General features: G+C 63.2%; 28 protein-coding genes and 2 pseudogenes. 10 read left to right on the top strand and 20 right to left on the bottom strand.

Annotation, left to right across the window (positions count from 1 at the left end; genetic code table 11):
- Nucleotides 1-435: 435 nt before the first annotated feature.
- From IC232_RS27420 to IC232_RS27380, 9 genes are all read right to left on the bottom strand, one after another.
- Complete coding sequence (locus tag IC232_RS27420) at nucleotides 436-1,941, bottom strand: tripartite tricarboxylate transporter permease (RefSeq protein WP_190848126.1); 1,506 nt, start codon at nucleotides 1,939-1,941, stop codon at nucleotides 436-438.
- Nucleotides 1,941-2,609 (bottom strand): tripartite tricarboxylate transporter TctB family protein, encoded by a 669-nt coding sequence (locus tag IC232_RS27415; protein WP_190848125.1) that lies wholly within the window; start codon nucleotides 2,607-2,609, stop codon nucleotides 1,941-1,943. The genes IC232_RS27420 and IC232_RS27415 overlap by 1 nt, the downstream gene beginning before the upstream one ends.
- Before the next feature lie 122 nt (nucleotides 2,610-2,731).
- Nucleotides 2,732-3,787, bottom strand: a complete 1,056-nt coding sequence (locus tag IC232_RS27410; RefSeq protein ID WP_190848124.1) for a Bug family tripartite tricarboxylate transporter substrate binding protein — start codon at nucleotides 3,785-3,787, stop codon at nucleotides 2,732-2,734.
- 91 nt (nucleotides 3,788-3,878) lie between these two features.
- On the bottom strand, nucleotides 3,879-4,724 hold the full coding sequence (locus IC232_RS27405; RefSeq protein WP_190848123.1) for a fumarylacetoacetate hydrolase family protein: 846 nt from the start codon (nucleotides 4,722-4,724) through the stop codon (nucleotides 3,879-3,881).
- A gap of 24 nt (nucleotides 4,725-4,748) precedes the next feature.
- Nucleotides 4,749-5,168 (bottom strand): hypothetical protein, encoded by a 420-nt coding sequence (locus IC232_RS27400; protein WP_190848122.1) that lies wholly within the window; start codon nucleotides 5,166-5,168, stop codon nucleotides 4,749-4,751.
- A 10-nt stretch (nucleotides 5,169-5,178) separates the two neighbouring features.
- Complete coding sequence (locus IC232_RS27395) at nucleotides 5,179-7,008, bottom strand: hydantoinase B/oxoprolinase family protein (RefSeq protein WP_190848121.1); 1,830 nt, start codon at nucleotides 7,006-7,008, stop codon at nucleotides 5,179-5,181.
- On the bottom strand, nucleotides 7,005-9,095 hold the full coding sequence (locus tag IC232_RS27390) for a hydantoinase/oxoprolinase family protein (RefSeq protein ID WP_190848120.1): 2,091 nt from the start codon (nucleotides 9,093-9,095) through the stop codon (nucleotides 7,005-7,007). The genes IC232_RS27395 and IC232_RS27390 overlap by 4 nt, the downstream gene beginning before the upstream one ends.
- Nucleotides 9,096-9,181: 86 nt before the next feature.
- Nucleotides 9,182-9,391: a hypothetical protein gene (locus IC232_RS27385; protein WP_190848119.1), complete on the bottom strand. Its 210-nt coding sequence runs from the start codon at nucleotides 9,389-9,391 to the stop codon at nucleotides 9,182-9,184.
- A gap of 264 nt (nucleotides 9,392-9,655) precedes the next feature.
- Entirely contained in the window at nucleotides 9,656-10,603 is a 948-nt protein-coding gene (locus tag IC232_RS27380; RefSeq protein WP_190848118.1) for a dihydrodipicolinate synthase family protein, read from the bottom strand.
- A 230-nt stretch (nucleotides 10,604-10,833) separates the two neighbouring features.
- Between IC232_RS27380 and IC232_RS27375 the strand changes: the two genes are divergently transcribed.
- Entirely contained in the window at nucleotides 10,834-11,751 is a 918-nt protein-coding gene (locus tag IC232_RS27375) for a LysR family transcriptional regulator (protein WP_190848117.1), read from the top strand.
- Between the two features lie 259 nt (nucleotides 11,752-12,010).
- On the opposite strand, the gene IC232_RS27370 is transcribed toward IC232_RS27375, so the two are convergent.
- Nucleotides 12,011-13,471 (bottom strand): tetratricopeptide repeat protein, encoded by a 1,461-nt coding sequence (locus IC232_RS27370; RefSeq protein ID WP_190848116.1) that lies wholly within the window; start codon nucleotides 13,469-13,471, stop codon nucleotides 12,011-12,013.
- 657 nt (nucleotides 13,472-14,128) lie between these two features.
- On the opposite strand from IC232_RS27370, the gene IC232_RS27365 reads away from it, so the two are divergent.
- The 7 genes from IC232_RS27365 (at nucleotide 14,129) to IC232_RS33445 (ending at nucleotide 18,742) form a co-directional block, all read left to right on the top strand.
- Nucleotides 14,129-14,428: a hypothetical protein gene (locus IC232_RS27365; RefSeq protein WP_190848115.1), complete on the top strand. Its 300-nt coding sequence runs from the start codon at nucleotides 14,129-14,131 to the stop codon at nucleotides 14,426-14,428.
- A gap of 175 nt (nucleotides 14,429-14,603) precedes the next feature.
- The gene (locus tag IC232_RS27360; protein WP_190848114.1) at nucleotides 14,604-15,644 is read left to right on the top strand and encodes a hypothetical protein; all 1,041 of its coding nucleotides are present in this window, start codon (nucleotides 14,604-14,606) and stop codon (nucleotides 15,642-15,644) included.
- A 462-nt stretch (nucleotides 15,645-16,106) separates the two neighbouring features.
- Complete coding sequence (gene nthA / locus IC232_RS27355) at nucleotides 16,107-16,733, top strand: nitrile hydratase subunit alpha (protein WP_190848113.1); 627 nt, start codon at nucleotides 16,107-16,109, stop codon at nucleotides 16,731-16,733.
- Nucleotides 16,730-17,389, top strand: a complete 660-nt coding sequence (gene nthB, locus IC232_RS27350; RefSeq protein WP_190848112.1) for a nitrile hydratase subunit beta — start codon at nucleotides 16,730-16,732, stop codon at nucleotides 17,387-17,389. Before nthA ends, nthB begins: the two co-directional genes overlap by 4 nt.
- A 4-nt stretch (nucleotides 17,390-17,393) precedes the next feature.
- Nucleotides 17,394-17,759 carry a nitrile hydratase accessory protein gene (locus IC232_RS27345; RefSeq protein ID WP_190848128.1) on the top strand — a complete coding sequence of 122 codons (366 nt, stop codon included), beginning with the start codon at nucleotides 17,394-17,396 and terminating at the stop codon, nucleotides 17,757-17,759.
- Nucleotides 17,760-17,811: 52 nt separating this feature from the next.
- Nucleotides 17,812-18,027 (top strand): DUF3565 domain-containing protein, encoded by a 216-nt coding sequence (locus tag IC232_RS33450; protein WP_173946908.1) that lies wholly within the window; start codon nucleotides 17,812-17,814, stop codon nucleotides 18,025-18,027.
- Nucleotides 18,028-18,334: 307 nt separating this feature from the next.
- Nucleotides 18,335-18,742, top strand: coding sequence for a LysR family transcriptional regulator (locus tag IC232_RS33445; RefSeq protein ID WP_190848111.1), 408 nt, complete (start codon nucleotides 18,335-18,337; stop codon nucleotides 18,740-18,742).
- 728 nt (nucleotides 18,743-19,470) lie between these two features.
- Here IC232_RS33445 and IC232_RS27330 read toward each other — a convergent pair.
- From IC232_RS27330 to IC232_RS32615, 6 genes and pseudogenes are all read right to left on the bottom strand, one after another.
- Nucleotides 19,471-19,815: an integration host factor subunit beta gene (locus IC232_RS27330; protein WP_190848110.1), complete on the bottom strand. Its 345-nt coding sequence runs from the start codon at nucleotides 19,813-19,815 to the stop codon at nucleotides 19,471-19,473.
- A 169-nt stretch (nucleotides 19,816-19,984) separates the two neighbouring features.
- The gene (locus IC232_RS27325) at nucleotides 19,985-20,485 is read right to left on the bottom strand and encodes a hypothetical protein (protein WP_190848109.1); all 501 of its coding nucleotides are present in this window, start codon (nucleotides 20,483-20,485) and stop codon (nucleotides 19,985-19,987) included.
- 75 nt (nucleotides 20,486-20,560) lie between these two features.
- Nucleotides 20,561-20,824 (bottom strand): hypothetical protein, encoded by a 264-nt coding sequence (locus IC232_RS27320; RefSeq protein WP_190848108.1) that lies wholly within the window; start codon nucleotides 20,822-20,824, stop codon nucleotides 20,561-20,563.
- A 587-nt stretch (nucleotides 20,825-21,411) separates the two neighbouring features.
- Nucleotides 21,412-21,723: an SWIB/MDM2 domain-containing protein gene (locus IC232_RS27315; protein ID WP_190848127.1), complete on the bottom strand. Its 312-nt coding sequence runs from the start codon at nucleotides 21,721-21,723 to the stop codon at nucleotides 21,412-21,414.
- Nucleotides 21,724-21,903: 180 nt separating this feature from the next.
- Nucleotides 21,904-22,218, bottom strand: a pseudogene (locus IC232_RS32620) (sigma factor-like helix-turn-helix DNA-binding protein); the annotation flags it as partial.
- Nucleotides 22,199-22,243 (bottom strand): annotated as a pseudogene (locus IC232_RS32615) (hypothetical protein); the annotation flags it as partial. The pseudogenes IC232_RS32620 and IC232_RS32615, both read right to left, overlap by 20 nt.
- Nucleotides 22,244-22,617: 374 nt before the next feature.
- On the opposite strand from IC232_RS32615, the gene IC232_RS27305 reads away from it, so the two are divergent.
- Both IC232_RS27305 and IC232_RS27300 read left to right on the top strand, forming a co-directional pair.
- Entirely contained in the window at nucleotides 22,618-23,076 is a 459-nt protein-coding gene (locus IC232_RS27305) for a YybH family protein (protein WP_190848107.1), read from the top strand.
- Nucleotides 23,077-23,160: 84 nt separating this feature from the next.
- Entirely contained in the window at nucleotides 23,161-23,703 is a 543-nt protein-coding gene (locus tag IC232_RS27300) for an arsenate reductase ArsC (protein WP_190848106.1), read from the top strand.
- 167 nt (nucleotides 23,704-23,870) lie between these two features.
- Here IC232_RS27300 and IC232_RS27295 read toward each other — a convergent pair whose 3' ends face one another.
- The 4 genes from IC232_RS27295 to IC232_RS27285 form a co-directional block, all read right to left on the bottom strand.
- The gene (locus IC232_RS27295; RefSeq protein ID WP_190848105.1) at nucleotides 23,871-24,092 is read right to left on the bottom strand and encodes a hypothetical protein; all 222 of its coding nucleotides are present in this window, start codon (nucleotides 24,090-24,092) and stop codon (nucleotides 23,871-23,873) included.
- Nucleotides 24,093-24,140: 48 nt separating this feature from the next.
- On the bottom strand, nucleotides 24,141-24,278 hold the full coding sequence (locus tag IC232_RS33440) for a DUF6894 family protein (protein WP_409564977.1): 138 nt from the start codon (nucleotides 24,276-24,278) through the stop codon (nucleotides 24,141-24,143).
- Nucleotides 24,279-24,472: 194 nt separating this feature from the next.
- Nucleotides 24,473-24,712, bottom strand: coding sequence for a hypothetical protein (locus tag IC232_RS27290; RefSeq protein ID WP_190848104.1), 240 nt, complete (start codon nucleotides 24,710-24,712; stop codon nucleotides 24,473-24,475).
- A 203-nt stretch (nucleotides 24,713-24,915) separates the two neighbouring features.
- A complete protein-coding gene (locus IC232_RS27285; RefSeq protein WP_190848103.1) occupies nucleotides 24,916-25,398 on the bottom strand; it encodes a hypothetical protein in 483 nt (160 codons plus the stop codon).
- Nucleotides 25,399-25,816 lie beyond the last annotated feature (418 nt).

Here is a 25,816-nt window from a genome sequence, read left to right as displayed (position 1 = left end):
AGCTGGGCTCTTCACTTTTACGTATAGATGAGATGCGCCTTTGTTGTCTCAGGTGGCGGATCCCTGCCAGTGAGCCAAGTTATCGGCGGAGGCTTTCGCTCTGATCCATGCTCATCTAGGGAGCCTCTGACTTTTAATCAGGGGGTCCTGGGTTCGAGTCCCAGCGCGCTCACCACCTCAAACCCTTATACCGGCAAGGGTTTTTCGCTTTCCTGCGTCTGCAGTTCCTCACCCTTATGTCTTCCGGGTAACGCCACGGGTAACAGCAAACAAACTTCATGCAATCGGCGGCAACCCCGCCCCACGTCGCGTTGGGCTAACAAACGTCCGCAACGTGGGGACAAGCTGACCTTTACACAGACATGCTGATGAGCCGGTTTTGACCCGTTCCGGACCTTCGCGGTTCTGCACACGTGAATGTCCGCCGCCACAGTCTCAGTCCTCAACAAACACCTCGTCCCTTCCTTTTCGGATGGAGGGCAGAAGGGCGATCACAAGCAGGATCGCGGCCACCGCGAGCAGGCTCCCGCTGACAGGATGGGTGATGAACGTCTCCATCGAGCCGCGCGAGATGATGAGTGCGCGCCTGAGGTTCTCCTCCATCAGTCTGCCGAGCACGAAGCCGAGCAGCATCGGCGCCGGCTCGAAGCCGAATTTGATCAGCATGTAGCCCACCAGTCCGAAGAAGCCGATGAACATCACATCGGTAGGCAGCGAGTTGATCGAGTAGATGCCGATGCAGCAGAACATCAGGATCGCCGGGAACAGCAGCCGGTACGGCACCTTGAGCAGCCGCACCCACATGCCCACCAGCGGCAGGTTGATGATGAGCAGCATCAGGTTGCCCACCCACATGGAGGCGATCATGCCCCAGAACAGGGTCGGGTTCTTGGTCATCACCTGCGGGCCGGGAATGATGCCGTGGATGGTCATGGCGCCCACCATCAGGGCCATCACGGCATTCGGCGGAATGCCGAGCGTCAGCAGCGGAATGAACGAGGTCTGCGCACCGGCGTTGTTGGCACTTTCCGGCCCTGCCACGCCCTCGATGGCGCCGCGACCAAAGCGGCTGGGGTCTTTGGCGAGCTTCTTCTCGAGCGTATAGGCGGCAAACGGCCCGAGCACCGCACCGTTGCCGGGAAGAATGCCTAGCGTGGCTCCGATCAGGGTGCCGCGCAGGACGGGCTTGTAGGACTGCTTGAAGTCATCCAGGTTCGGCAGCAGACGACCGATGGCCTGGCGCACCACGTCGCGGGTCTCGGTATGGTCGAGATTGCGCATGATCTCAGCGATACCGAAGATGCCCATGGCCAGCACGGCGAAGTCGATGCCGTCGGCCAGGAACGGCAGGCCGAAGGTCATGCGCTCCTCGCCGGTCTCCAGATCGGTGCCAACGGTGGACAGCAGCACGCCTACCAGGATCATGGCGATGGCCTTCAGGATCGAGCCGCGCGCCAGCACGACTGCGAAGACGAGGCCCATGACCATCAGGGAGAAATACTCGGTGGGTCCGAAGATCAGCGCCAGCTTGGTGAGCGGAGTTCCCAGGGCGGCGATGACCAGGGTCGCCACCGTGCCGGCAAAGAAGGAGCCGATGGCCGCGATGCCGAGCGCCACGCCGGCGCGGCCCTGGCGGGCCATCTGGTGACCGTCGAGCGCGGTGACCACGGAGGTGGCCTCGCCTGGGATGTTGACGAGGATGGCCGTGGTCGAGCCGCCGTACTGGGCGCCATAATAGATGCCGGCGAGCATGATGAGTGCGCCGGTCGGGTCGAGCCCGAAGGTAATGGGCAGCAGCATGGCGATGGTGGCGATCGGGCCCACACCCGGCAGCACGCCGATGAGGGTTCCGACGAGACAGCCGAGAAACGCGAGGCCAAGGTTCTGCAGGGTCAGGGCGACCCCGAAGCCGAGGCTGAGATTGGAGAAGAAGTCACCCATCAGATCCTCCCGCTGTGGTCGGCCACGTCAATCGGACCACGACGCCAACGGCGGGTCGCGAGGAACACGATCACGGCCGCCACGACCAGGATAGCGGCTGTCGCCCGCAACACGCCTTTTTGCGACCAGTCGGGCGGGAACAGACCCGTGAGCGCCTGGGGGAAAACCGGAATGGGCAGGTTCAGGAGATCCCCGAACAGCACCATGCAGAAGGGGGTGAGGCTCAAGCTGAGGATGACGAGATCGCGCAGGCGCGCCTCTGGGGTAGCATAGCCGCCGATGATGATGGCGAGCGGACCGGCGAACAGCATGCCCAACCCTGGGGTCGTCAGGGCTCCGAGCGAGAAGGGGCGGATGGTCAGCGCGAAAGCCAGGATGCCGCCGATCACGAAGACCGGCCCGCGCAGGTTCCACCGCTCCAGGGCATCGCCCTGCTTGATGAAGGCGAAGGCGAGGAGCGCCAAGCCCGACAGGCCGACCGCGATGGCGAGCCAACGGGGCAGCATGGCCGGCCCCATGGAGTTGAGCGTGCCCTGGTCGAGATCACGCGTGAGCCACAGCGCCAGGGCCGCAAGCGCAATCAGAAAAAGGCCGCCCGCCAGGCTCTGCGGTGACCGAACAGGTCTGGGACGCATGGTCCCGCTTTTGGCCGACGTGACTTCGGGCATGCGTGACCTCCCTTGGCGCCGAGGTGCCGTGCGATAGTTTCCGTTCCGGTGGTGTGGGTGCCTGCCGCCCGGTTTATCCCCCGACGAGCGGTCGCGCTCATCGGGGGAGGCCTGGACTGCCGCTACATCGGCTTGAAATCGGCGGCCTTCAGCAGTTCGGCATTGCGGGCAACCTCGCGCTTGATGAAGTTCCCGAACTCCTCCGGACTCTCGTAGACCGGCTCGATGCCGAGGGCCGCCAACCGGCCGGCGGCGGCCAGTTCGCGGGTGGCGTCCGCCATCGCGGTGTTGAGCCACGCCACCGTCTCGGCCGGCATGTTCTTCGGACCCCAGAGGCCGTACCACGAGCTGAACTCCAGTCCCGGCAGGCCGCTTTCGGCTGCCGTCGGGATCTCCGGCGTGAGCTGGCTGCGTTTCGCGGTGGTTGTTGCCAGCGCCTTGACCTGTCCGTCCCGGGCCATCGGCAGGAGCGCGATGACGGGGTCGATCATGAGCTGGATGTGACCGCCCATGACGTCGGTCAGGGCAGGCGCGGTGCCCCGGTAAGGCACGATCGTGATCTTCCCCCCGGACAGATGGTTGAAGGCGATCGTCGCGATGTGGCCGGGCGAGCCCATGGCCGAAACGCCGAACTGCCACTGAGTGGGGTTCTTCTTGGCGTCCTCGACGACCTCGGCGATCGTCTTCTGGGGCATCTTCGGGGACATGACCACCATCATCGGCGCCTCGCCGACCCGCGCGATGTTGGTGAAGTCGGTGACCGGATCGAACGAGACCTTGCTCATGACCTGCTTGGCCATGACGTGGGTGGCCGCCGAGAACAGCAGCGTGTAGCCATCCGGCTGAGACTGGAGGACGCCGTTGGCACCGACGGTCCCGTTGGCCCCGGCCCGGTTCTCGATCACGACGGCGACGCCGCGCTTCTCCTCGATCTGCTTGCCGAGCAGGCGGGCGAAGGCATCGACACCGCCACCGGCTGCGAACGGCACGATGATCTTGATCGGGTAGGCCGGATACTTGGCCGGCTGGGCGGACACGCCATGCACCCATGCGATCGAGACCAACCCGGTCAGGAGGGCCTTCAGGAATGGGCGTCTTCCCTTGGTCGACCGCAGGCGGGCAACCGGCAAGGCGGTAGCGGTGCGTGAGATGGCTCCTTCAGCATTTCGTTTGGTCATTGGCGTTTCCTCCTGATTACGGCGGAGCATGAAGTCGCTCCTGTCGCTGCTCTCTTTCGTCAACTGACATTCATTCTCGCGAGGGGCCGGGTCAGGCCGCCTCGTCAACCACGCCGTTCCGCAATACGCCGACCCCGGCGATGTCGATCTCGACCACGTCGCCCGGCTTGAGCCAGACGGGCGGCTGGCGCTTGGCCCCCACGCCGCCGGGCGTGCCCGTGGCGATCACGTCGCCCGGCGAGAGCCGGGTGAAGCTCGAGACGTAGGCAATGATCTCGGCCACCGGGAAGATCATGTGTCCCAGAGTCGACGACTGGACCACCTCGCCGTTGAGGCGCGTCTGGATCGTGAGATCGTCCAGCGCCCCGACCTCGTCCGGCGTGACGAGTGTCGGCCCGAAGGCCCCGGTCGACGGGAAGTTCTTGCCCGGCGTGAACTGCTGCGTATGCCATTGCCAATCGCGGACGCTGCCGTCGTTGAAGCAGGAGTAGCCTGCGACGAGGTCCAGCGCCTGCTCCGCGGGAACCCGGAAGCCGCCGCGCCCGATCACGACCGCAAGCTCGCCCTCGAAGTCGAGCGAGGTCGAGAACGGCGGGCGCACGATCAGTGCCTCATGGCCGATCAGCGTGTCGGCAAACCGCACGAAGAGCGACGGGTGGGCGGTCTTGGCACGGCCCGTCTCCTGCCGGTGCTCCTCGTAATTATGGCCCACGCAAAGGATCTTGCCGGGGGTCGGGATCACCGGCAGCAGCGTGACCTGGTCGAGCGGGATGCGCTTGCCTGACGCGGCGCAGGCCTCGGCGAACTCCGGCAGCGCATTGCTCTCCAGCACCGTCTTCAGGTCTGCGTGCCGGGACTCCGGATCGACGAGGATCTGATCGCCCTCGAGCACGCCGCAGGTGGTTTGGCCGTCATGGACAAAGGAAACGAGACGCATGGCAATTCCCCAGGATGTTGGTGTTCAGGTGCAGATGATCCCGCTCCCTGAGCCCGACGGGCGGCTGTCGCTCCCGAAGGACTCCAGGGTGTCGGTGAGATCGGTGACGAAGCGCTCCAGGGCCGCCTCCGGGATGCCTGCTTCCGGAAGGCGGAGCAGCCAGGTGCGGAACGGGGCCAGGGGCGTGTCCGCTTCCCGCTCCGCCTCGCGGGTGTCGAGCAAGGCAACGAGCGCACCGAACCCCTCGGCGGCGTAGCGGCCGCGCATGTAGTCGAGGATGTCGGCCTCCATGTCCCGCGCGTTGAGCGCGGGGATCAGGAAGTGACCCATGCACGTGCATCCGGCCGGATGCATCGGGAGGGACGTCACGGCCCGCCACAGGGAGGCGAGACGCTGGACCTGCGCCGTGACGTCTGTCGGTTCGCCGCCCCGTTCCATGGCCATGATCCCCTCCTCAGCCCGGCGTCATGTCGAGCTGCGGACCCGTGTCGTCCGCCACCACCGCCACTGCCGTGGGAGCGATGTCGGTGCGGGCGCGGAGTGCCTGGGTCGCCCCTGCGTCCACCGTCCCGTCGCCCTCGATGACCACGCGATAGCTATCGAGCGCGACCTGACGGCTGACATACCCCTCGCGCACGTCGCGAGCGACGAGTTGCGGATCGCGTTCGGTCGCGCGCCCGAAGCCGCCGCCGCCGCCGGAGCGCATCATGTAGGCGTCGCCGGCCTTCAGGCGGACGTTGAAGACCTTGGCGTTCGGGTACTCGGTCTCCCACTTCCCGTCCCGGCGCAGGCCGATGCCGTTGCCCGCGGCCTCGCCGCCGTCCTCCAGCCCCCAGGGCTTGCAGTGCACCCGGTCGATGCGGGTGGTGAGCTGGAACGGCGCGAGGGCCTGCACCACCATCTCGCAGCCGAGGCCGCCGCGGTTGCGGCCCGCGCCGCCGCTGTCCTCGCGCAGCACGTAACGCTCGACGAGGACGGGGAACTTCGCCTCCAACTGTTCCGACGGGCTGTTGTGCGTGTCGCCGTCGTTGATGCAGACGGTCGCAGAGACGCCGTCCTCGGTGGCCTTGGCCCCCCAGCCGCCGCCGAGCGGGCCGATGCCGACGATGTAGAACTTGCCGTCGGCCGGGTTGATGCCGTGGATGTTGGGGAACACCAGGTCGGCATGGTGGCCGGCCGCCACGCGGTCGGGAATAGCCTTCGCCATCGCCTTGAAGATCGTGTCGATCACCGTCATGGGATAGGTCATCCAGACCCGCATCGGCGCTGGCCGCTCGGCGCTGACCACCGTACCCATCGGCATGATGACCTTCAGCGGCCGGAAGCTGCCCTCGTTGACTGGATAGTCCGTCGGCGCCGCAAGGCACTTGAACGCGACCTGGGCGCAGGCGATGCCCGTGGTGACGCCGGAGTTGTAGAACCCGCGCACCTGGCGGCTGACGTCGGACAGGTCGATCGTCATCTCCTCGCCGCGCTTCTCGATCCGCACGCGGATCGGCACGGGTTCGCCGACGTCGAGGCCGTCGTCGTCCATGAAAGACTCCGCCTCGTAGACGCCATCCGGGATGTTGAGGGTGTTGGCGCGGGCGAGTGCCTCCGACTGGTCCATGATGACGCGGAACGAGTCGTGCACCGCCTGCCAGCCGTAGCGGTTGACGAGCTCAAGATAGCGCCGCTCGCCCGTGGTGACCGCCACGATCTGGGCGCGCAGGTCGCCGAGCGCCTTCTCGGGCAGGCGCACGTTCATGGCGATGATGTCGACGAGCTCCTGGTTGATCTCGCCGCGGCGCTGGTACTTCACGATCGGGATCTGGATCCCCTCGGAGTAGATGTCCGTCGTGACCGTGCCGAGGGTGCCGCCGACGTCGAGCCAGTGCGCCATGCAGCAGGTGAACCCGATCAGCTCGCCGTCATGGAAGACCGGCATCGTGAAGGTGAAGTGATTGAGGTGGCTGCCCGTCGTGTAGGCATCGTTCGTGACCAGGATGTCGCCGGGGTGGATGTTCTCGTAGCCGAAGTGCCTGATCTTCGCGCGCACCGTCTCGGACATGCCGCGGATGAACATCGGCAGGCCGAGCCCGATCGACAGGGTCTCGCCTTCCTTGGTGAACAGGCCGACGGTGAAGTCGAGGGCCTCGTAGATGATGAGGTTGTAGGCGGTCCTCATCAGGTTGGTCTTCATCTCCTCGGTGACCGAAAGGAGGCCACGGCGGACGATCTCGACCGTGACGGGATCCACCGCCGGGGCGGCCTTGGCTTGGGCAGTCTTGACGTTGACGTTCATCGCGCGTCGCTCCCGATTGCAATCAGCAGGTTTCCGGCGGAATCGACCTCCAGCGCATCGCCGGGGGCCAGGACGGTGGTGGAGGCGCGCTCCTCGATCAGGGCGGGCCCGGCGATGCGGTTGCCGGCCTTCAGGCGGTCGCGCTCGTAGACGGGCGTGTCGAGCAGCTCGCCGAAGTAGACCGGCTTGCGGCGGCTCAGCGCCTCGGGGTCGGGTTCGGCCCCGCCCGCGGGAACTGTGTGCCGGGGCGGCTTGCGCATCACCCCCGTCACGGTGGTGCGCAGGCTCACCAGTTCGGCCGGCTCGCCGGGCGCGCTCGTCCCGTAGCGGATGGCGTGCTGGGCGTCGAAATGCCTCTTGATCGCCTCGCGGTCGCCCTGCTCGAAGAGCTCGCGCGGAAGCTCCACCGTCACGGCGTGCTCCTGCCCGACGTAACGCATGTCCGCGGCGCGCTCCAGCACGATGCTCTCGGGGCGGACCGAGGAGCCTTCGACGGCGGCCGTGCCCTCGCCCTCCATGGCGGCGTAGAGGGCCTCGAGCTCAGCGAAGTCGACGGTGCCGAGCCGGCGGAAGCACGAGCGCACGTAGTCGTAGCGCAGGTCGCTGAAGAGCATGCCGTAGGCGGAGAAGTAGCCGGGCGAGTAGGGGATGAGCACCCGGCGGATGCCGATCTCCCGGGCGATCGCCGAGGCGTGCAGCGGGCCGGCGCCGCCATAGACCGCCATGGTGAAGCCGCCGACGTCGAGGCCGCGCTCCGTGGTCACCGCCTTGACGGCGTAGGACATCGTGGTGACGGCGATGCGCAGGACGCCGTCCGCGGCGCTGAGCAGGTCCATGCCGAGCGGATCGGCGATTTTTTCCCGCATGGCCCGTTCGGCCGCGGGCAGGTCAAGGCGCATCTCGCCGCCGAGGAAGTGCTCGGGATCGAGACGGCCCAGGATGAGGTTTGCGTCGGTCACCGTGGGTTCGGTGCCGCCGCGGCCGTAGCAGACGGGCCCCGGCATCGAGCCCGCGCTCTGCGGCCCGACGCGGAGTGCGTTACCCTGCGCCAGGCGTGCGATGCTGCCGCCTCCCGTGCCGACCTCGTGGATGTCGGTCATCGGGATCTGGATCGGCAGCGCCTGTTCGTAACCGCCGAGCAGCGCGCTGCCCGTGGTGAGCGGCTTGCCCTCGTAGATCACGCCGGCCTTCGCCGTCGTGCCGCCCATGTCGAAGGCGATGGCCTCGGTAAGACCGAGCCCCTCGCAGATTGCCTGGGTGCCGATCACGCCTGCGGCGGGACCGGACTCCAGCATGCGCACGCAGTCGCGCTGCGCGTGCTCCACGGGAAAGAGACCACCGGTCGACTGCACCACGAAGAAGGCACCGCCGAAGCCGTGCCGGTCCAGGTGCTCCGACAGCTCGCCGAGGTAGGTCGCGACGCGGGGCCCGATATAGGCGTTGGCAGCCACCGTCGAGACGCGCTCGAATTCCCTGTACTCCTGCGACAGCTCATGCGAGGCGGAGACGAAGACGCCGGGGAGTTCCTCCTCGACGATCTGCTTGACCCGGACCTCGTGCGCCGGGTTGCGGTAGGAATGAAGCAGCAGGATCGCCACCGCCTCGACGCCCTTGGGCTTGAGGGAGCGCACGACGGAGCGGAGGTGATCCTCGTCCAACGACTTGTGCACGGCGCCGCTCGCCAGCAGGCGCTCGTGCACCTCGTGCCGCGAGGACCTGTCCACCAAGGGCACGTGCTTGCGGAAGAACAGGTTGTAGGCGTCGGGGCGGTTGACGCGGCCGATCTCGTAGATGTCGCGGAAGCCCTCGGTCACCAGGAGTGCCGTCCGGGCGCCCGTGCGCTCCAGCAGCGTGTTGATCGCGATCGTGGAGCCGTGAAGGAACAGGTGGGCGTCGCGAAAGGCGACGCCGGCGCCGTCCAGGGTGTTCTGGATGCCGTTGACGAGCTTGTCGTGGGTCGAGAGCGCCTTGCCGAAGCGCAGCTCGCCGGCGGCCTCGTCGAAGGCTGCGAGGTCGGTGAAGGTGCCACCGATGTCCACGGCGATGCGCAACCGTGGGAGTTCGGCAGTTGTAGATTCGAGGGCCATGGGCGTTTTTCTCCCTGCAATGGTGGTGTTGAGGCGGAACCGTTCGGCTCAAGACGGTGCGTTGCCGTCACCCGTCAGTTCGATCGCTACTTGAGCGATCCGTGGAGTGTCGGCATCGGGGCGCGTAGGCGGGCCGGCTCCCGCTGGGCGGGTGTCGTCGGTTCCGCGAATTCGGTGCCGATGAACCATGCATCGACGGCCGACATCAGGTGGCAGGCTCCCTTTGGGAGGTAACCGATGGTGGCGGCATTCCTGCGGATGCGCAGCAGCATCCTGGCGGCGGTGATGGCGGACATGACGACTCCGTAGAATTCACGTGAGTGGGCGTCTCGCCGCCGATCGGCCTCGGTTGCCGATCAGCGCATGGATCTCTTGTACGCCGCCAGACCCCATGCCGGAACGCTTGGAACCGACATTTCAGATATACGTAATTCGATATATCGAAGCTTGGGCACGGGCTTGCGATGCCGAACCTTGCCGTCGGCACCACCTCTCGATGGCGTTTTCTCTCGCTCGGTGACGGAGCGTGGAACCGCTCCGTCACCCTGTGATCGTGCCGACTACTCCGCGGCGATGGCCGTCGGCTGCCTGACCAGGCCGGCTGAGCGCAGTGCATCGGCAATCTCGAGGTCCGCTCCCGGCTCCAGGGGCAGCAGCGGCGAGCGCACCGTGGCGTGGTCGAGGATGCCGCGGGCGACGAGGCCATGCTTGAGCGCGACGGTTCCTTCCATGTGCGATCCGCGGTGATAGACCGTGCGGGTCACCGGCAGCAGGCGATCGTGGATGGCGCGGGCCTTGGCGTAGTCCTTGGCCTTGCCGGCGGCGATGAACTCGATCAGCGGCTCGGGTGCCAGGCCGCCGTAGCCCACCAGGGCTCCGTCGACGTCGAACATCGTGTGCAGCAGGTACTCGTCGTGGCAGGTCAGGATCTGGAGATCCGGACGCTCGCGGCGGATCACCGGGATCTCGGTGTCCCAGCGGCGCATGTTGCGCACGCCGTTCTTCATCGCGAAGACGCCCGGCTGGGCCGCGATCTCGAGCTGGGTCTCGAGGTTATAGGTGGCCGTGGTCACGTCCGGATACTGGAAGAGGATCAGCGGCAACCCGCTCTCCTCGAAGATGGCACGGTAGCGGTCCTGCGGCGCGCCCTTCTGGTAGCCGAAGCGCAGCCAGCCGTGGGACGGGTACACCAGGCCGGCCGCGGCTCCGGCCGCCATGGCCCGCTTGGCTTCCAGCGCGGCCACCTTGGTGCCCTCGAGGGTGATGCCGGCGATGACTGGGACCCGGCCGTCGGTCGACTTGATGAAGCTCTCGATGACGGCGACCTGCTCGTCCTGGGTGAGGAACGTGCCTTCGCCGGCATGGCCGAGGACGACGAGGCCCTTGACGCCGTCAAAGCTGCCGAGCCAGGAGCCGAGCCGCTGGATCGCGGCGTGATCGACCTCGCCGTCGCGGGTGAAGGGGGTGACGGGAGCGGGAACGAGACCTCTGAGATCGAGGGATGTCATGGCGTTTTCCTCCAGGTTGCATCGTTGGTGATCGGTTTGGCGCGGTTTTCGCGGCAATATCTGCTTGCACTCAGCACTTTGGCTGTCGGCACCGGGAAGCGGCTCGCTGGCGGCTCCGTTGTTCGGCCCGGTCAACTCATGGGGAAACATTAGCTGAAACCACCCTATATCGGAATGCACAGGGTGGACATTTCAGTTATACTGAATGAGGCATATCTCAAGGGTGCTCCGTGGATTATGCGGCCTGGAAACTGTTCATCGACGCCGCCGAGCTCGGCAGCCTGAGCAAGGTCGCCTTGGCCTATGGCACGAGCCAGCCGCACATCAGCCGCCGCATCGGCGAGCTGGAGCAGGAATGTGGCGGGCGCCTGTTCCAGCGCACCGGCCGCGGGGTCGTGCTGACCGAGCTTGGCCAGCGCATCGCACCCAAGGTGCGGGGGTGGCTGACCAGCACCGAGCAGCTCGTCAACGACGTCCGCACATCGGCCGGCACGCCGATCGGCAAGGTCAGGATCGGCAGCCTGCCCTCGACCGCACACCCGCTGGTGACCACGTTGCACAGGCATCTGGCGGAGCGGTACCCCCTGATCCAGCTCGCGGTTCGGGAAGGACAGGGCGCCCAGCTCGAGACCTGGCTCGAGGACGGAGGCGTCGATCTCGCGATCCTGTTCCGTACCGGTCCGGTGCCCAGGGATGGCGATATCTACCTCGTCGAGGCCCCGACCTACGTCATGAGTGCTGCCGGTGACGCGCTGACCTCGAAGCCGACTGTGCCGTTTGCGGCTCTGCATGACCTGCCGCTGGTGCTGTTCTGCCGCCCCAGCTCCTGGCGCGACCACCTCGAGCAACTCGCGGTCGAACGTGGCATCACGCTCAATGTCGCCCTGGAGGCAGACTCGCTGAGATTGCAGGCGCACATCGTTGCCGACGGCGGCGTCTACGCGTTGCTCGGGCCGCATGCGATCGCGGGGGTGTCAAAGGACTACCGCCTGCAATCATCGAGGCTGGTCGATCCACCCATCACCCGCCACATCGCTCTGGCCATGTCGCGTCACGGCGAGATGACCCTCGCATGCCGGACCGTGATGCAAGTCATCCGGGAGATCGCGAAGTCCGGCGCGGCCGTGCCAGCCCCGAATGAGGTTTGAACGATACCGGATCCGGGATCCGGTTTGTGGCCTCCCTATGGGCAATGCGGGAACCGACCGCGACATTGATTGGAGAAAGGGCCGCTCCTGGCACATTTGAGACCTAACCCTGAGGACAGCTTTCCCCGCCAAAGGGGACGATCCTGAAGCGCAGGGGATGGCCTGGAACTGACTTTCAACCGAGCTGAGGAACTACTAATCGTCTGCGTGCGGACACGATGCTCAACCGATGAAGGTGCCATTTCGCTGGAGACAAGGTTTATGTTGCCTCTTCCGGGACGCCAGCCTTGCCCAGACCCTCGACGAAGATGTCGCAATGCGCAAACCTGTGCATATGCCTGCGGACAAGGCTCAGGCTCAGGGGCGCCCCACCCATCCTGTTTCGAACGGCAATCAGTTCCCTGGCTTCTTCGATCAACCCAAGGTGGCCACAGCAGCTGATCAGGGTGTTGAAGGGTCCGGTGTAGTCCGTGAAGCCAGAAACGGACGCTCTGAGAAAGGGGAGCGCCTCCTCGAAGCGCCGCGCCGCTAGAAGAGCAAGGCCGTGGGTCGTCGTGTAGAACCCGGAGAAGCTGTCGAGCGGGCTCATGCGCAGGGCCCATCCGGTCTCAACGATCGCCTCCTCGAACCGGCCTGCTCTCAGGAGCGCCCAGCCGAGGGCCGTATGACCGAGCGCGAAGCTCGGGTTGAGCGTCAGGGCGTTTCCGAGTTCCGCCAGCGCCCGCTGGTGCTGGCCGGCCGTGCTGAGGCACAACCCAGATACCATTCTGGCCCAAGGCTCGCCGGGATCAAAGGCAAGAGCGTCCTGGGCGTGAATGGCCGCCTGCTCGTAGCCAGCCTCCACGTCGGCCGTCCACAGGCACATGGACGCCCACCAGATCGCCCAGCTGAGGAGGGCATGGGCTCTTGCATAGCGCGGCTCCAGACTGATGGCTCGCCGAAGGAGTAGCTGGGCTTCCTCGTTCTGCGTCCGCTCTACCGCGTTGAGGAGGGTCATGGCCCGCACCACGAGGCCCCAGGCATCAATGCTGTCCGGCTGCTGCGTCGACGCGCGGAATCCTTCCTCGGCATAAAGGTGCGGCTCAACCGCAGCGACAACCCGCTCCGCGATGTCGTCCTGGACGGCGAAGATGTCCTGCATCTCGCGATCGTACTTCTCGGCCCAGATATGCTTGCCCGTTGTCGCGTCGATGAGCTGGCCGGTAACGCGAATGCGTGAACCGGCGGTTCGGACGCTGCCCTCCAGGACATACCGGATCCCCAGTTCGTCAGCGACCTGTCGAACGTCCACGGCCTTGCCTTTGTAGACGAAGGTGGAGTTCCGGGCGATGACGAAGAGCCAGCGCAGACGCGCAAGGGCTGTGATGATGTCCTCGGTGATGCCATCCGCGAGGAAGTCCCGCTCGGGATCCATTCCCATGTGCACAAAGGGCAAAACGGCGATGGATGGCTTATCGAGGGGCTTTAGAACTGCGGCTTTGGATGGCTGGCGGGTCGTGCCGTCCGGGAACCGGATCGCTCCGCCGCCCGTGGGCCGCAGGGACAGTTGCGTCTGGCTTTCGACGATCGATAGCGTCTTGTCCGAGAAGTGCCCTGTCAGCAGCTTGTCGACCGTAGACTTGCCCAACTTTGTCTTGAACGCGAACTGCTCGCGCGAGATACGCTCCCGCGCGATGTAGTCCCTGATCACGGCCGCGATCTGCTTCCTGTCGTCTAGCATCACCTCGCCTGTCCTGGGTCCTCGGAAAGTGGTCGAGCAACTTTCGGAAAATACAGACAACTTCCGACAAGAGCCACGGAAAAAAATGCTCGCTACAACCTCCGCATTGTCGAGGGGCGCCTCAGCAAGGGCATTGCCGGACGAGAGATCAGGAAGGAAGATCATGTTCGATTGTATCGTACAAACAAGCGAGGCCTTGAGAAGAGCCGCGGAACGAGGCTCCGCGACGCTGCTCCCGGCACTGTGCGGCTGCCAAGCATGCGGAACCACGCAGCTGATTGCAGCTCCTTTGATCGATGTCTGCGCAGCATGCGGTGCCGAGCTGACGGTGCTCAGGTCCGTGACGACATCGCAGGCTTGCGATCAGGAGCCGGAGGTGCTGTCACCGTTTGCGGCGTAACAACATTCAGCCAGGCCGGGGCGCATACCGGCGCCGGAGCCGTGGACTGCGTGACGTCTCAGCCACGGGCCACGGTCGATCTCACAGTCGTGGCATCGTCTCGCCGGCGCTAAATTGCATCAAAAGGATCAGAACCTGTGACCAATCTTTCGAACCTCTGTCTCCGGACAGCTCTCCTGTTTCTCGGAACGGGAGTTGCCATGGGCATATTCATGTCCTTGTCGCAGGATTTCACGATTAGGCCAGTGCATGTGCACGTGAACCTGCTCGGCTGGGTCGGCTTTTTCCTCTACGCATTATTTTATCGCCACTTTCCGCACATTGCCGCAACCCGGCTTTCGTGGATCCATTTCTGGACTGCTGTCACGGGCCTCCCTGCAATGATGGCAGGTCTCGCGCTTGTAGTGCTTGGACACATGGGTCTAGGCTTGCCCCTTCTGCTCGGGGGTGAATTCGTGACCGTGATCTCGGTTGCACTCTTCATCTGTATCGGCTTCATGGCAACAAAGGCTGAGCCGGTCTCGGCGCATCGCGAGAGCCTCGCACCTGCGGAGTGAGCCGCACCGCTGTCATTCCCTATCTCCAGCCAAGAGGGGCAGGCTTCATGGGCAATCCAGATTTGGCAGAGACAATGAGCCCCGGTCGGGCAGCGGATCGGCGTAGCCCGATGGATAGCCGAAGCCGCCGAGCACCCTACGTTCCGCAGGACCACATCGATGCGGATGAACCGAGATGCCCAAGCCGAAGCTCGTCGACGCAGAAACCGTCAGGAGGGCACTCGAGCTTGCCGGTGAAGAAATCCGCGAGCGGAGGATCCTTGGGGAGATCATGCTCCATGGGGGCTGGGCCTGCCTCCTTCGCTATAGCTGGGCCGACGATGGTTCCTGCATCGAAGCCGACATCTCGTTCGACGGCAAGCACGGGCTCGTCCGTCAGGCGACCGCGTGGGCCGGGCGACGCGTTGGGCTTCCCGAGGGGTGGGTGGATGATGTCCTACCATTCCTGTGCGGGGAGGGACCGTCCTCTCCGGGAGGCTTTCCGACCGGGATGTACCCGACATGGGAGCGGCCGGGTCTTCGGGTCCTTGCGGCGCCACCCCGGCTGCTCGTCCCGATGGTGTTCCTGGCCACGCTCCGCCCGATGGGCGACCTCGGCATCGACGACCTTGAGCCAGCTGTGCGGATCGCCGCCGGGATCGGGATCAGGACGGGCGGGCAACTGAAGGCGCTTGTCGATCCTTACCTCAACCAAAAGAAGAAGGACGACAGTGGTAGAGCGCGGGAGATCGGCAGGCGGCTCTCGCTCTTCGAGGCTGCAATCGATCGCTTCGGCTACGGACCAACCTTCAAGGCGAGACCCAGGTCCATTGCCGAGGTCGCTGAGCTGGCGCGGAAGGACCTGGATGACTTCGGGCCTGCGTCCGGCGAATTCGATGCTGCATTCTACATCGAGGAGGTCGCGGCGGCTCGGCAGGCCATGCTCGATCCCGTACCCATCCCGACTGGGCACGCGGAGCATGACGCGGTGATCGGGGCCATGGGGGAGCACCTAGCCCTGCGCTGGGGTCTCAAAGTGCCTGCGTGGACGCGCGAAGCCGTCTTTATGGGCGGGGACGGACCCTATTTCTGGCCGGACTCGCCCGAGGCACGTGACATCCAGATCGTCGAGACCCCTCCTTCGTTCCGACGCCGGCTCCTTTTCTCGTACGCGGAGCCGCTCATGAACGCCAAGTTCCCCCATGCCCGTAAGGTCAGGATGCCTTTCTGGGATTAACCCGGGGTTCAGGAGCGCTCCCGGCGTACCGGACAGCGCTGCGACGAAGCGCGAAGGTAGGCCCCTGACAAGCGGCGGACCTTTCTCACACTTCCACTCTCGGCCACAAATCAAGCAATCAAGGCACTAATTAATGTAGCATAACCTCAGCAAGTGATATCCGCCGGACTCCATGGCGTCCGAGACGCGCCATGCGGCGGCGAAATGCTCAATAGGAGCATCTGACTTTTAATCAGAGGGTCCTGGGTTCGAGTCCCAGCGCGCTCACCAACAATATCAAAGGGTTACCGGCATTTGCCCTTTGAGCCGTTTTCTCCCAGGTAGCCAGACGATCTCTCCGGCTACTCATGAACCCTCGACAGAGGGCGCTGCCTGGAGGCTGATCCGCCGCTCTAGGCTGGCCTCACTCCCATCACCCGTTTAGCATGGCCGCGACTCATCCGGGGGGCGAGGGCGGTACGTATGGGGCACGACCATCACCACGATCATGACGACCACAGCCATCTCTCCGAGATCGAGCTGCGGGTGCGCGCACTGGAGTCTATCCTGGTCGAGAAAGGCTATGTCGATCCTGCGGCCATTGATGCGCTGGTCGAGACCTATGAGGTCAAGGTAGGTCCCCGCAACGGGGCTAAGGTGGTCGCTAAAGCCTGGGCTGATCCGGCCTACCGGGAGTGGCTCCGGGCGGATGCAACGGCTGCCATTGCCTCTCTCGGCTTCATCGGGCGCCAGGGCGAGCATATGGTGGCGGTCGAGAACACCCGAGATGAGCACAACATTGTCGTGTGCACCCTGTGCTCCTGCTACCCGTGGCCGGTGCTTGGCCTTCCTCCGGTCTGGTACAAGTCTGCCCCGTACCGCTCCCGGGCTGTGCTCGATCCTCGTGGGGTTCTGGCCGAGTTTGGCGTGCACCTGCCGGAGACCACCCGCATCCGTGTCTGGGACTCAACCGCGGAGGTCCGGTACCTCGTGATCCCAAGACGACCCGCGGGAACAGAGGGCATGAGCGAGGAGGCCCTGGCTGAACTCGTCACCCGCGACTCCATGATCGGCACCGGGCTCGCCCGGCAACCGGAGGCCGTGCGATGAATGGCGCTCAGGACCTCGGCGGCATGATGGGCTTCGGCCCGATTGCCATCGAACAGGACGAGCCCTGGTTCCATGCCGCATGGGAGCGAAGGGCCTTCGGCCTCACCCTGGCGATGGGGGCCACCGGCAGTTGGAACATCGACATGAGCCGGCACGCCCGGGAGTCCTTGCCACCTGCTGAGTATCTCACCTCGAGCTACTACGAGATCTGGACCAAGGGTGTTGAAAGGCTGGTCGTTGCGGCAGGGCTCGTCTCCAGGGAGGAGCTGACGTGCGGCCAGTCTCTTGCGGAGCCAGCGCCGATCAAGCGCGTACTGAAGGCTGAGGACGTGCCAGTAGTACTGGCCCGCGGTGGTCCGGCCGCGCGTCCGATCGGGCAGCCGGCGCGCTTTACCGTCGGTGACCGGGTTCGCACCCGCACCATGCACCCTCAGGGCCACACCCGCCTGCCGCGGTACGCTCGCGGCAAGACGGGGGTTGTTGAGCTGGTTCATGGCACCCACGTGCTCCCGGACGCGAACGCTCATGGACAAGGCGAGCAGCCGCAATGGCTCTACACGATCTGCTTCTCGGGCCGGGAGCTCTGGGGGGAGCAGGCGGATCCCACCATCAGTGTCTCGATCGATGCCTGGGAGAGCTACCTTGAGCCGGCATGAGGACATGGTCCGTGTGGCCACGGAGGTTGCGCCGATCCCCCGCGATGAGGATGGAGCGCCTGTCTTTCGCGAGCCGTGGGAGGCCCAGGCCTTCGCAATGACGCTGGCTCTCCACGACCAGGGCCTGTTTACCTGGACGGAGTGGGCTGCAGCACTCTCGGCTGCGATCAAACAGGCTCAGGCGTCCGGTGACTGTGACGATGGCTCGACCTACTATCAGCACTGGCTGTCTGCGATCGAGCGGTTGGTCAGGGACAAGGGTATTGCAAGTGAACAGGCCCTAGCGTCACGACGGGATGCGTGGGATCGGGCGGCACACGCGACGCCGCATGGGCAGCCGATTTTGCTCGCGAATGATCCACTCCGATAATCTGCACGCTGCGAAGGCGTGAGTGGCGACGGAGAACACGTTTTGCTGGAACATGAAGAAACGGATTGTCGGGTTTCACCTTGACGAAGAACAGCACTGGGTTGCTGAACTTGAATGTGGCCACAACCAACATGTCCGCCATAATCCGCCTTGGACCATTCGTCCGTGGGTGATTACCGAGGAAGGTCGCGATAGGGCGCTAGGCCACGAGCTGAACTGCAAGAAGTGCGACGTCGGCGCGCCACCCGACCAGAGTGATCTGGATTAATGCCTCAACTGGCACCGAGCCGAGGTAGACGGAGCGTCTGCAGTCGTGGGGTCAGCAGACCTTTACACGGTCGAGCTTTACGGCTCAGTTTGACCCAAAGCGGCCCTTCGGGAGCGCGGGACGGCTTGAGATTCTTACGATGACCTGAGCGTTGGTGTCGCGCGTTGTAAGATACCAAGATGACCAGCGCTGCCCCCCTTCTCCCTCTCCACAAACGAGGTCGAGGACGTCCTGCCACGGCAAGGCTAGCGACCCATCCAGTCGCTGCTACAATAGCCCGGCAGGATATAGTGATGGCCACCCTTCAATGCTGACACTTCGCCAAATCGAGGTTTTCCGCGCCGTGATGCGGGCGCAGACCCTTGTTGGGGCAGCCAGCGAGCTCAAGATTGCCCAGCCCACCGTGACAAAGACAATTCGGCGCATTGAGGATCTGCTGCGAATCCAGCTCTTCGACCGCGCTGGTGGCAGGCTTATTCCTTCCGCTGAGGCCCGGCGCATCCTCGAGGAAGTCGACCGCGCCTTCGAGCAGTTGGAGACGGCGATTGACCGAGCGGCTCGGATCGCCCGGAGCGACGAAGGCCTCTTTCGCTTCGGGGCATCGCCGAGCCTCGGGCGCGTCCTCGTTCCCCGCGCGATTGGCGCGTTGGTTCGCAAACGACCCGGGCTCTCGATCCATCTCCATGCCGATCGACAGGATCATATCATTCGCTGAAGTCCCCGAGGCTCTCGACCGTCTGGGTGGCGCGGTCAACGGCAAGTTGATCGCCCGTATCGGCGACCAGCATTCCTGACGGTTTGCGGTCAGGGACGTTTGGTGGCGTTCCGCATTCCAGGCGCATCGATCGCCAACTCAGTTGTCCATTGAAGCTCGACGAGCATTTTTGGTTCTGTCGCAAACTCGAAGTATAGGCATTTTGCAGTGGCGTTTCCGGGCATGACGGCAGCGCTAAGCCGTTGATTCTACAGCAGCCGGTCAGCACGCGCTTGCCAGTAGAATTAAGTAAAAAAATGAGTTTGCGACAGAACCCATTGAGGCACTGTTTGCGAAGGGCAATCAGGCTATCCTTGGCTGGTCGTCCAAGACATCAGATTACAACGGTTTCCGGGTCGAGGATCACCACACCGATGCCGACGCGGTCCAGATTGTGCTCTCAGCACTCAATCAGATGAAAGAGGAGCGTGATAAGGCAATTGCCTTGATCAGCCTCTTGACCGGCGAACGCAACGCCCTTCGCTCTCACATCACGAGCCTGCATCGTGCCAATACGCCCACCCACCAAGTCTATGCAAAGGTGGGGTTGCATGAAGGTTGCCCTGACTTTGTCTTACGGGCTGCTCAGACTGCCTATCGAAAGGCGCTTCATCCAGATGGGCAGCCCGAGCGGCGTTGGGCAGATGCCCAGCGCCGATTCATCGAGGTAGAGGGGGTGTTCGAAGAGACTAGGCGTCTACGAGACTGTTGATGTTGGCCGCAGCCGCTTTGGCCTTCCTTTTCGGTTGCGTCGGCGAGGCATTGAGACGGTGGCGCATTTCCTTGCCAGTCTTGAAGACGGGCACAGCTTTCTCCGATACCTCAACGAGATCACCTGTCTTGGGGTTGCGGCCTGTGCGAGCACTGCGATTTTTCACTCCAAACGTCCCAAAACCACGAAGTTCAACCCGATCCCCTCGGGCAAGCGCCTCGCCGATGGTGCTGACGATGGCGTTCACGACCTTTTCGAGATCGCGTGGATACAGATGCGGATTTTCCTTGGCGAGCTTCTGGACCAGTTCGGATTTGATCATAGATGGCGTAGGTCTTTGTTGTTGTGCTGTTTTCCGGAATGGTGTCAGAGTAAAAAGATGCCGTCAAGAAATTGAATGTAGAGGTTATGTCCGAGGTTGTCTGGTCTAGGCTCATGATCCAGTGCTTTGACGTTTATAGATTGGCAAATCAGAACATCGGAGCTTGGTGTTATGCGCCGAGTTCGAGAATGAAGAACAGTCCAAATCCAAAAGCAATCAGCCCACCGCTCACGATCTTTGCTACAAGTAGCGGGAATGCGGCGCTCTTGATCTCGGCACGCCTTTCCGCCCTCTCGCTGGGGGACATGCGCTCCACAGCAGCTATATGCTGAGCATAGAGGCTTGACGCTTGCCCGTGGCCAACGGGTCCTCCTCGCTCCATTTCGACGGTCAAGGCGATCACTCCGATGATCAAACCGAGGACGCCGACCCCGAGGAAGCCAACCATTCGATAGGCGACGTAGGATGTTGCTCCCACACTGATCACCAGCAGGGCGGAATAGATCAGGTGTGGTGCCCTGAAGTGGAGGTGCATGGTGCCTCCGGAGACTATGGCGCTTCCACTAGACGGTTCGTTGTGGAGCGTTTCAAGGGCGGTTTGGTCATTTCGCTTGTTGGGCAACTTTATCAGCATCATTCCTAGAAGAGCAGGACAAATGTCCACCAGCACAAGCCAATGCTAACCACGACGGCTGTCCAGTTCAGAATACGGGAGAACAGTCCATCCATGGTAGCCATCTCACGATCACTCGGCTTCGGCGGAAGGTCTACGGGCATGGCCCACCCCCTTGCTGGAGTGGGCAGACCACGAAGGACTTGGCTCTGCTTCCATCACCTTGATCTGCGTCTCGGCGATGACGCACTCGGTGGCACTTGCGAGCGCCCTAATGCGGTACTGTCGCTCGTGCGAGGTCTCGGGCAGCACCTGGACAATGACGTAGGTATTGGGAGTGGCCCCTCTGGGATGGGCTGGGAGAACCGTCTGGCCGACCTGGAACTTGTGCGTCATGGGACACCTCGCTTCGAAAACCGCACCGGTACTCGCGCTTGGACTGAACCTATCATGACAACTGAGGATGATCGGAGCCCTCGATTGGGGCTTGGAGCCGCACAGTGGCTCTATGGGAAGACCAGCACTCAGTAAGCGGCCACGTTCCCACTTTTCTTAACCTATGTAAACTGCTCCCTGAACACCGGATCTCCCGCTGAATTTCTATTCACGAGACAAAAGTCTCAGAAACCACTGTTCAGACGCAGTTTTCTGCGACATTGCTCCTCGTCCAGAGGCAGCATGCTTAGTACGCAGATGATCGAACTCTCTCATCCGCCAGAACTCCTCCGACATGCGCGAGCGCTTGAGCACTGGGCTGACTGCCGAGAGCGTGCTGTGGCGAGACTTGAGCTTAAGATCAGAGAACTGGAAGATCAGCGTCGAACGGATGAGGCAACCCGCCTGCGCTCTGCGGCCCACTACCTCTGCAAAGCGGCGCTCCGCGACCGGAATCGGGCTGCTGAATTGAGACAAGCGGCGCAGCTATAAGCCACCATCCGGTTCTTGCGCCGCAGAGCCGCGCATGGCTTGCTGTGTACAGCATCTCATTTGAGATGCTGGGCAAGGTGCTTGTTCATCTCGAACATGCTCACCTTGTTCTTGCCTCCGAACACCGCCTGAAGCTTCTCGTCCGCCATAATCTCGCGCTTGTTCTGTGGGTTCTGGAGTTTGTGGGTCTTGATGTACGCCCAGACCTTGCTCACCACCTCCGGACGTGGCAAGGGGGCCGTGCCGACAATGGCCGACAGTTCCGGCGACGGCTGCAATGGCTTGAGGAAGGCAGATGTCTGCTCCTGGGGCGCACCCTCGGCTGCTTTCGCCTGCCCCTTCGGGCTCTCAGGTTTTGAAGACGGCATGTGATCCTCCACTGCGCGCGGCACCAGGGATGGTCTTGCACAGCAGACCGCTGTATTCGGTCGTTGCAGCGCCGCTTGCATCAGGCAATCCAGGCCAAGATCGTGCCGGTTCTCCATCTGCAACATCGCGGCAAGCTGGGTGCGGGCTCGGTGCATCCGGCTCTTGATCGTGCCCACAGCAACACCTTGGAGCATCGCCACCTCCTCGTAGGTCTTGCCTTGCTCGGCCACCAGGCGAAGCGCTTCGCGCTGGTCCGGAGGCAGGCGCACGAGCGCCTGTTGAAGGTCTTGCAGCATCAGCCTGGACTCCTGCTCGGGTTGCACCATCAGGGTTCTCGCAAAACCACCCTCCGGGTCCTCGACCTCCCATCGGCGCTGGCGATACTCCGAGTAGAAGCTGTTGCGCAGGATTGTGAAAAGCCTCCAAGTTGCTGCCGTGCTGGAACCGATCCAGGTTCGCCCACGCGCGCAGCACGGTGCTCTGCACAAGGTCATCGCTCCTGACAGGATCGTGGGTCAGAGACAGTGCAAAGTTCCGCAGATGCGGCAGAACGGCGGGAAGCTAGTCCAGCACCTGTTGCGAGCAACGGCTTACGCGGACTTCCTCAACAAGGGCGAGGTGCTGCGTGTGTGAGAGGGGATGGATGTGACGGAGCCGCGCCCGCTTACGTCGGGCAGAGCGGCTGCGACCGATCTCTTTGCGAATGGGATAGCTGTGTTGGCGAGCGGCTTGGGTCATCGCCTCGCTCCACCTTCGTGACAGCTTCACCATACACCTCTGGTTGCCGCTCAGCCAGCCCATTCAACCATGGAACTGGAGACTGCTGACGGCTTGACCCCTTACTGGGGTAAGCGCACCATCGGGTCTACAAGCCTCAGCCCGAGGAGGCTGCCATGGCTGAGCACGACGACGATGTGGCCCTGATCCGGCGCTGGTTTCGAACACTCCAGGTCTGCGTTCAGACAGTGGACTTCGCAGGCTCTCGCCCGCTCTTTGCTGACGATATGATCACCTTTGGCACCTTCACGGCTTTCACTGTTGGACGTGAGGCTACCGAGCAGGAGCAGTGGCGTCACGTCTGGGGCCATATTGACCGGTTCCGCTGGCATCTGGACGATCTGCGCACCATTATGTCGGGCGACCGCCTCACGGCAGTTGGCATGGCGGTGTTCGACTCTACCGGGTACACCGAAGACGGCAAAGCTTTTGATCGGCCAGGACGAGCGACGGTGGTGCTCGGGCGGCAGGCTGTGGGGGAAGAGTGGGTGGCCCAGCACACGCATGTGTCGCTGTTCCCTGGTACCCCCTCACGCTCCTTCGGCACCAAGCAGGACCACCCGCCCGCTTTGTAGAGTAGATAGCTGAGGCTGCCGACGCAGATTTGCGCTTCGCAACAAGAGGGCTGGGTTGGGACGGCTGTTACAGAGAGGTCACCCATGACCGAACGAACCTACAATGTCCTGTTTCTCTGCACTGGCAACTCGGCCCGTTCGATCTTGGCCGAAGGCATCCTGCGCAAGGACGGCGCGGGCTGCTTCATGGCCTACTCGGCGGGCAGTCAGCCGAAGGATGCCGTTAACCCGCTGGCGCTGAGGGTGCTGGAAGCCCATGGCTATCCGACAGACGGGTACCGCTCGAAAAGCTGGGACGAGTTCGCGGCTCCAGGAGCACCTGTCATGGACTTTGTGATCACCGTCTGTGACAGCACGGCGGGTGAAGCCTGCCCTGTTTGGCCGGGGCATCCGTCGATAGCGCATTGGAGCCTCGACGACCCGGTAGCCGTCGAGGACGCGGACGTGGAGAGAGTGAAAGCGTTTGTGAGGGCCTTTCAGTTTCTGAAGAGCCGGATCGGCACGTTCCTGCACTTGCCGCTTTCCAGTCTGGATCGCTTTACGATTGGGAAGCGGCTTCAGGCCATCGGTCATCTGGAGGGAACAAGCACGGTTCCGGCAAGCGGGGCCGATCCGCACCAGAATTAGGCGTATGGCAGTGGCAGAGCCTCACTCTCAACCAAAAAGCGGGGTGGCCGGGTCAACATTCCGGTATTAATGTCACGCCAGCATGGGCTCAGGCGTGAACGGCGAGCGCTCAACCAGCACCACCCTGGCCACTGCGCCAGCGGCCCGCAACTCGTCCAAAACAAGCTTCATACCTCAGAGTCGGCTGCTTGCTGAGCCTCCTGCGTCGTGCGGAACTCCAGCATGGCGAACATGTCGGGGCTTTCCTGATGAGCCGCGCGGTAGGCTATGAAGGATGCCGCGCCAGGGAGTTGCAGAAGCCGAGCGATCCAGTCCCGGACGTGTCGGTTGTAATCGTTCCAATGCCGCGTGTCGGTTGGACGGTTATACTGGAGCATGACATAAGCCATGGCTTCCCTCCTTGGCGTCACCCCAAACGGGTAACGCCTGACAGCCTCTCATCTCATGTCTTGAGCCGTCTGGAATGCCTTCAAATAGGCAGTTTCCGCATCGGGAGGCTCAAGCCCGACCTCGTCAGGATTGAGATCCTGCGCCGCCCTGAGATGAAAGTAAAAGCAAGGTATGGCGGCTCCCATCGCGTGTGGCCCACTCGCAAGATCATTCCTATCAATGCGTGGGCACTACCTGAGTTGCTGCTGGCAAGGAGGGCCCGCCCGCTTCCTGGCTCTGATGCGCTGCGAGACCGACCAGTGTTCCTAATGCCACGCTTGGTGTAAGATAGCCTCAAGAACAAGAAACGAGAATACGGAACCGAGGGAGGCTTATCATGTCACGTGCCCCGGTCCACGAACCAGCGGCTCAGTCCCACGCTGATCGTGGCGTTCTGCCCCCAGAGATACAACAGGTGCTGGCCGCGCTGTCCGAAGTTGAAGCCCGCTACGAGAGCGAACTTGAATGCCTCAAGGGCTGGTCTGGCCCTGACGCGATCAGAGTGCGCTTTATCGAGCAGCTTGACGCTCGCCATGCCGAGGCGCGGGAGCCTCTCGTCCAGCTTCTTGCTGATCTGCATCAGCAGATCACCACGGCGGCGATGCTCCGGAGCCTACGCAGTTCGCAGCACAAGGGTGCCAGGGTCAGCAATGGCTCTAAGCGGGTGAAACCATCTCCTGGTTATCGTCTGCGTGGCTCATCCCAATGGGGAGCATAGCCCCGGCTAGTTCTGCCATAATCCGGGATGTGCTCGTTGTGTCCCCGCCGTTGCCCGTAGATCATTCAGGCCAAGGCATAGCCGATGGCTCCTGCCATGAAGAGCGAGAGGAGCGGGTTTGCCGTCGTATAACGGGTCACAAGGCTTTGCCCCTCACGAACATATCGCTCAGCCTCTGGGTAGCGTTCGCCTGCTTGCCGCACGTAGTGCTCGCCTCGGCTGTATATATTCCCGGCTGCTTCAGAGGCACTTCCGGCCACATCGTTGAGCACCTCCCGCACCTGATCGAGAAGATGCTCATTTGCGTCCTGTTCCGGTCTGCCCTGCTCGTCATCCGCTGACGAGGCATGGGCTTCTTTGTCAGAACGATCAGGCTCAGGCCCCTTGGTGATGGTTACGGAGATTGGATCGCTGGTCAGGAAGGTCTCCTCGATGGCATGGTCGAGTCGTGCATCGAGGTTCTCCTGAGAGTTCTCGGGCAGATCACAATCGGGTGGGCAAGGCTTGGTCTGACTTGTCGCTTCACCCGGACTGGGCTGAAGGTGCATCGGCCATGACCGCTCTCCGTCAGGAGACCGGATCGAGCAACGCATCCGGCTCCGCTTCGCCGAACCAACGCTGGGTGAAATCCCCTGTTCCAGAAAAGCTAACAAAGGTAGAAAGCCTAGCTGAAACCCATGCCAGAGTCGGAAGTTGTGGAGGGTGACCTGAAGCAAATGTCTGAATCACCTTGCCTGGGGCAGCCGGGAAGTGTGGTTCTGTTGCAGCTTTGAAGGCTTCCCGGCGCGGGCTATGGCGGTGAGAGCGTCGGGACGGGGCTATGATGAGGGCAGTCAAGAAGAACCCGTTCAAGGGTCGGCAGTTCACAGCGGAGATCATCCTGTGGGCGGTCCGCTGGTACCTGCAGTTCCCGATCAGCTACCGTGATCTTGCATTCATGTTCTCTGACCGGGGTGTGCAAGTGAA

Source organism: Microvirga sp., assembly GCF_014699075.1.
GTDB lineage: Bacteria > Pseudomonadota > Alphaproteobacteria > Rhizobiales > Beijerinckiaceae > Microvirga.
This window is presented reverse-complemented; position numbering and strand designations above follow the sequence as displayed.